Here is a 6,510-nt window from a genome sequence, read left to right on the forward strand (position 1 = left end):
GCTTTACCAAAAGTCTGTCAATGCGCACTAACATCTTGCTCCGCATTAACATTCTCAGACATTGTATCGACTTTATCTATTTAATCCAAACATATTTTCTACCAAAGCAAATGTCTCATCAATACTACGGTTTTCGTCTCTTGTTATTACATTAAATCCAGATTTTTGAAACATCATATATCTTTCCTGTGAATTAATTCTTTTCAGACATTCTCTGAAATTTATCATAGCCTCCTCAGAATTATCTTCTTTCAATAACAACTGATATAAAAACTGTTTTTCCTTATCTGGTCTTTCAAAAAATCTCTGCACAGAAATATTCGGATCTGCTAACATAATCAAAACATGATTTTCATCTGAAATTTCATGTAAAATTTCAACCGAAATATTAGTATCTACAAATATTTTTTTCTTTGTTCTGGAAACTAAATCCTTTAAAATTTCAATTTCTAAGACAGTACATTCTTTCGTAACTCCATTTACCCACGCCTCATATTCATCTGGAGTTCTTCTGACAAATTCACCCCAATCCTGTAAATCTCTTGTGTAAGTAAGATTAGGAAACTCCTTGGTATCCAAATTTTCTAAAAGTCTATCCTGATAATTTTCTTCGCAGGCGATTCCGTCATATTTTTCTGCCAGAAGTTTTACCATTGTGGATTTTCCAGCATATGCTGTCCCATTAATAAAATAAACATTTTCAAACTTCACGACTATCTTACCACACTCCAATCTATCTTATAGACTCAATTATCATATCAATAACAGCACCAACAGCTCTTTTAATATCATTGCCTTCCCATCCAAGTTTCCAATCATTCTCTGAATACACATCAGAAACAACATATATACCTGTTGCCACACATTTTCTATAATTAGCTATTGTAAACAAACCAACACCTTCCATTTCAACGCAAAGTGCTCCTTTATCCCGATAATCCATGACTTGTCCCCACGTCTCTCTATAACCTGCGTCCGTTGTCCAGTGAATTCCTCTCTTATATGGTATTTCTGCACTTGTTATCATTGATTCAATCTCGTTCGTCAAATCCTTCGATGAATGAATTATATCATAATCATATCCGTACAACCTTGCTACTGCAGTATCATTAAAAGCACCGTCCGTAAGAATAATCTCTCCCGGAACTAATTCTGGTCGTAAGCCCCCGGCATAACCAACATGAATTAATTCTTTAACGCCTCCGGCAATTAAATCCTCCGCTTGTGTAGCTATCGCAGGCGAGCACATATGCCCTTTTATAAAACCAATGTTTTCATTTTTATTAAACACATACAACTTCCCACCTAATGGATATCTATATTCTCCTACATTTCTTGACACCATTTCATCAAAAATGTCATCAGCAAGAAGATATACTCTATCCGGTATTTTGATTTTATCAATATCAAATCCAGCATTTTTTAATTCTACTCTGACAAGTTTCTTAGGATCTGTTAATGCATTATTTCTGTCCACTATTTTCTCCTTCAAATGTCATTCGGCCTCTCAATAGTATCTTTTATATCAAAATTTATGTATATCTTTTGAATATCCAAATTGTGTTTGAAACTTCTTATTGCACTTGCATATTCGCCATTTGTTTCTTCACTTTCCGGCCAGATTTTTAAGACAGTATTATCTAGCGAATATTCTTTTCCGCCGACAATTGCCTGAATATTCTCAGGAAACTCCAGTTGTCACATTTCTCCTATACTATGCTATATGTAAAGACTTAATCAAAAAATCTACGACACTCTTTTGATATTGATCTTTTATGATATTTTCTTTGCTTTCTTCAATACTTCCATCAACAAAATATTTGCCGTTTTCTTTATTGATTGATAATGAATCAAGAGGCCATCCTTCAAATCTTTTTGATGAAGCTTTATCAATCATATAGAATAATCCGTTTTTTTGAGCTGCCATATTGTCCATAAACGATGAAATTACTCCGTGATTATAAACTGCAATTCCATCTAGGTAATATGCTGTGACTTTACCTCCAAGCCCTGCAATAAGTTTTGAATAGTAATCAATCATCTCTTCATCTGACAGTCTATCCATATTCATAGGTGTTCTAATATTTAGTCCCGGCTGACGCAAATCCTCAAAATCCAGTTCTTCAAAATATAATCCAGAATCATTACAAATAACAACATCAAAGTATTGTCCATAAAACTCTGCCTTCATAATAGCATTTTCTTCTGGTGTATTCCCCATTTCCTTAGGTTCTTCTATAACTTCGATATCTCTTAAAGTAATAAATTCAATATCATACCCTTTTAACAAATCCGAAAATCTTTTTACCTTTGATGGATTTGTTGTTCCTAATAAAACCCTCATATCGTCATACTCCTAAACTAAATCATCTTAAAAGCTTTCAACGCTTCTACTATTGCCTCTTCCTTCTCCTTCGGACACTTAGGCTGTCTTGCGTCATCTGACTTAGGTTTATTATAATTCTCACGCTCTATGATTCCATACTTAGCCTTAACCTGTGCAATATAGAGATTAGAAACTTTCATCCCATCATTATGCTCCGCCACGTAGGACTTTATCTCCTCATAAGTAGCCTTGCTCTCAGCCGCCGTTAAATCCATCTCGTCCATGTCAAGTCTCACATTCACATGATGCTTCGCTTCATGGAGTTTGGACAAAAGACAGACCGTCTCGACTGTCTTTTCGTTGGGCAACCTAATTGCCATACTCTCAACGCCTTTATAAAACACTGGAAATTCAAAATTAATCTGTTTCACGATGCGTCCATCCTCCAATCGCTCCGGATGTAACTCAATACTTTCTATAAAATCTTGGAAAAACTCTTTCTTCTCCAAATCCGTGAGCTCATAATACATTTTATCAAAAAACTGTAAAATTTGATAGACCTGTTTTGATGTAATTTGTTTTCCATATGCACGGTTAATCTTTTCATTTATTTCTTTCAGCAGCTCATCTATCTCTCCAATCTTGTCATATAGGTTATCCAGACGTTCCTGCATATCCTGGTACTTTCTATCATAATGCTTATCAGTAACATCCAGTTTGTCAAGCATATTTATCAGTTTGTTTTTAGCACCGGACAGCTGGCGGAGCTGACTGCGCAACTGCTCTCTTTCTTTTTCCAAAACAGAAACATCCACTCTGGTGTCCAACTGCCTTAAGATAAATTCGCCGCACTCTGAATTATTCACAATCGCAGTAACCATTTGTTCTACTTCACGATTCAGCTCGTTTTGGTTCAATGACGGCTTATAATCACAGAAATCTGTTTCGTTGATTTTCTTTCGGTGCTTGCATCTGTAATAGAAATCATCCTGATACTCTCCGGTTTCCTTATTGGTTCGTCTTCGTACAGTACCTGACATTCCAGTTCCGCATATCGGACATTTCAATAACCCGGATAAAATATGCTCATGCTCCAAGCTGTGTGTCTTATTCCACTTCACACCGGTTTCTCTTCTGATTTCCTGCGCGCTCTCCCATAAATCCAAATCAATGATGGACTCGTGAATGCCATCTGCCAGAAGAAAATCATCACATGATACTCTGTGGTATTCATCTCTGGTTCCCTTGACTTTCTCTGTTTTGCTTTTCCCATATGCAATCTTTCCTATATAAACAGGATTGTCCAAGATATTCTTTATCAGACCTCGGCTGAAATAATTCAACTCATGTTTTCTGTTCTTTTTCTTCTCATATCCATGCTGATTCAGATAATTGCTGATAGACTGTGTTCCCATTCCGCCATTGACGAATTTCTGAAAAATAATCCTCACAATCTCTGCCTCTTCCGAATTTACAATCAAAGTTCCATTTTTTGAATCAAGATCATACCCGAATGGAGCTAGACCACCATTCCATTTTCCCTCTCTGGCTTTCTGCTTTCTTCCTTCCATTGTCTGCACCAGAATGTTCTCACGCTCAATCTCTGCAACAGCTGATAATACTGTGATGGTAAGTTTACCAGAGTCCTTGGATGAATCAATACCATCTTCCACACAGATAAGATTTACTCCAAAATCCTGTATGAACTGCAAGGAGTTCAGAACATCCGCTGCATTTCGTCCAAATCGGGATAACTTAAATACCAGAATATAATCTATGCCATCTTTATCATCAGCCACATCTTGCAGCATCTGTGTAAACTCCGGACGTCCGGTAATGCTTTTTCCAGATTTACCAGCATCACAATATTCTCTTACCACTTCCATATCTTGAAACTCTGCAAACTTTGTCAGCCTGTCCTTCTGGGCTTCAAGACTATATCCATCCACCTGCATCGCTGTAGATACACGGATGTATATATAACATTTCGTTTTCTTTTTCACGAACCGCACCTCCTAAACTGCCATCTTTATATCCGACTCCAACATTTTGAAATGCTTTAATGCCTCTATAATCATTTCTTCTTTTGCTTTCGGGCATTTCGGCACCCTTGCATTTGGATCTTCTGGTTTGTTGTAATTCTCTCCCATATCAATGCCGTATTTTCTCTTAATCTGAGCAATGTAAAGGGAAGAAACCTTCTCGCCGTATCTGTCTAAAATATACTTCTTTAATTCAACATAGGTTGCCTTCGCTTCTGCCGAAGTAATCTCCACTTCTCTGGTATCCAAAGTGTATGTAATCACTTCATCAGCGACTAGCTCTTTTGTCGGTTCCCAATCTTCATAAAATACCGGAAACTTAAAAGAAATACTTTTTATAATTCTTCCATCCGAAGTTTCTTCCGGATACATCTCAATCTTGTCAATCAGCAACTGATACAATTTTCGTCTCTCTTCACAAGTCATCTCCTTGATAAGTGCCGGGATGTTATGAATCAAATTTTCCACCTGTTTAATGGCTTTTGTACCTTGCTCCACAGATTCCAGTTTCCTTTTTGTCTGTGAAATCAGAGTCTCCAATCGTTCAATTTCATCATAAACACCGTCAATCTCTTCCTGCGTCTTATCATAGTTTTCATCATAATCATCCGCAAGAATATCCAGATTATCCAAAACTTCTCCTAAACTGCGTTTCCGTTGCTCTTGATGATACAATTTCTTGCGAAACTGCCTTAACTGTTCTGTCAGCTCATCAATGGAATCTTTCCCTTGAAACCACTTTGCCGTTTCTTTCTGAAAAGATGGTACAGTAAATAACTTGCCTATCATTTCCAGAACTGCGCTGTCCACTTTATCCTGATTATAGGTATGTCGAAATTTACAGGTCATTCCATTCTGTTTTCTCGCATTCCCACAACTGTAATAATGCAGTGTTTTATAATAGCCGCCGTGGTTCTTATTAAGATGTTTATTCTTGGATGCAACCATGCCACTCCCACAAGCCGGGCATTTTACCAAACCCGATAAAATACTAACCCTTTCAGGCTCATCCACCTTTTTACATCTTGCTGAATTGGCTTTTCTCTTCTGTTGCACCTGCTCCCACTGTTCCACAGATATAATTGGCTCATGACTTCCCTGTATCTCCATAACCTTGCGTTTTTGCTTTTTAGGCTCCTTGGAATTGGTACGCCTGCCATATAATATCTTTCCGCAATAAACCGGATTGTCCAGAACGGTTGTTATAAAATCGTATTTGAATGGACTGACCTTACCCTTAATCACTCTGGAAAAACCGTTATCATTCAAATACCGTACAATACTTGTCGCTAACATACCGTCTTGTAAATATAAGTCGAAAATCAATTTTACAATTTCCGCCTCTTGTGGATACTGCACTAACTTATCATCCTCTTTACGGTAACCGTAAGGAATGGGACCTCCCGGCCATCCTCCTTCTTTCAACTTCTGCATCTTTCCAGACAAGAACTGTACTGTTATGTTCTCACGCTCAATTTCCGCCACGGCTGACAAAATTGCAAGGGTAAGCCTGCCTCCCTGTGTGGAACTGTCTATTGCATCATCAACGGATACCAAATCCACCTCATAATCCATAAGAAGCTGTAAGGACTTCAAAACATCTGCTGCATTTCTTCCAAATCGTGAAAGTTTAAATACCAGCACATAAGAAACATCATCCTTCTGGCTGGCCACATCTTCCATCATCTGCTGAAACGCCGGACGTCCCTTTATACTCTTGCCTGACTTACCTGCATCACAATATTCACCAGCAATTTCAAGATTCTTATATACAGCATATTTTCTCAATTTCTCCTGTTGTGCGTCCAGACTATATCCTTCGGTTTGAACCATAGTAGAAACCCTTGTGTAGATATAGCAACGTTTCTTTTTCACTCTATCACCGCCTTTTAGGTTGCCCAAGGTACGTTCGTCATGTATCCTTGGATCTAAACTATAACGCACTTTTTCGATTGCGTCAGCGCGTAAAATGCGCCGATTTTAGAAAAAATCGACGCAATCCACCACTAACCATTTTGCTGTTTTTCTGCTTCTTCTCTTTCTATCTCGGCCAGAACCTTATGACCGTATTTTTCAATCATCCTTGCCATAAACTCTGCAAAACGCTCCAGCTTCTGTCTTGTTCTCCTGTTATGAAGTGAC

5 protein-coding genes are annotated in these 6,510 nt (G+C 37.8%); all 5 read right to left on the reverse strand.

Annotated elements, in window-relative coordinates:
- Positions 1-72: 72 nt before the first annotated feature.
- A complete protein-coding gene (locus ACYQ5K_RS01840) occupies positions 73-711 on the reverse strand; it encodes a hypothetical protein (RefSeq protein WP_173689526.1) in 639 nt (212 codons plus the stop codon).
- Between the two features lie 22 nt (positions 712-733).
- Positions 734-1,492 (reverse strand): nucleoside phosphorylase, encoded by a 759-nt coding sequence (locus tag ACYQ5K_RS01845; protein WP_179963173.1) that lies wholly within the window; start codon positions 1,490-1,492, stop codon positions 734-736.
- A 222-nt stretch (positions 1,493-1,714) separates the two neighbouring features.
- Positions 1,715-2,344, reverse strand: a complete 630-nt coding sequence (locus tag ACYQ5K_RS01850) for a non-canonical purine NTP pyrophosphatase (protein ID WP_022122791.1) — start codon at positions 2,342-2,344, stop codon at positions 1,715-1,717.
- 17 nt (positions 2,345-2,361) lie between these two features.
- Positions 2,362-4,338 (reverse strand): recombinase family protein, encoded by a 1,977-nt coding sequence (locus ACYQ5K_RS01855; RefSeq protein ID WP_459777233.1) that lies wholly within the window; start codon positions 4,336-4,338, stop codon positions 2,362-2,364.
- 3 nt (positions 4,339-4,341) lie between these two features.
- Complete coding sequence (locus ACYQ5K_RS01860) at positions 4,342-6,243, reverse strand: recombinase family protein (RefSeq protein ID WP_459777234.1); 1,902 nt, start codon at positions 6,241-6,243, stop codon at positions 4,342-4,344.
- Positions 6,244-6,510 lie beyond the last annotated feature (267 nt).

This window comes from Allocoprococcus similis, assembly GCF_054660775.1.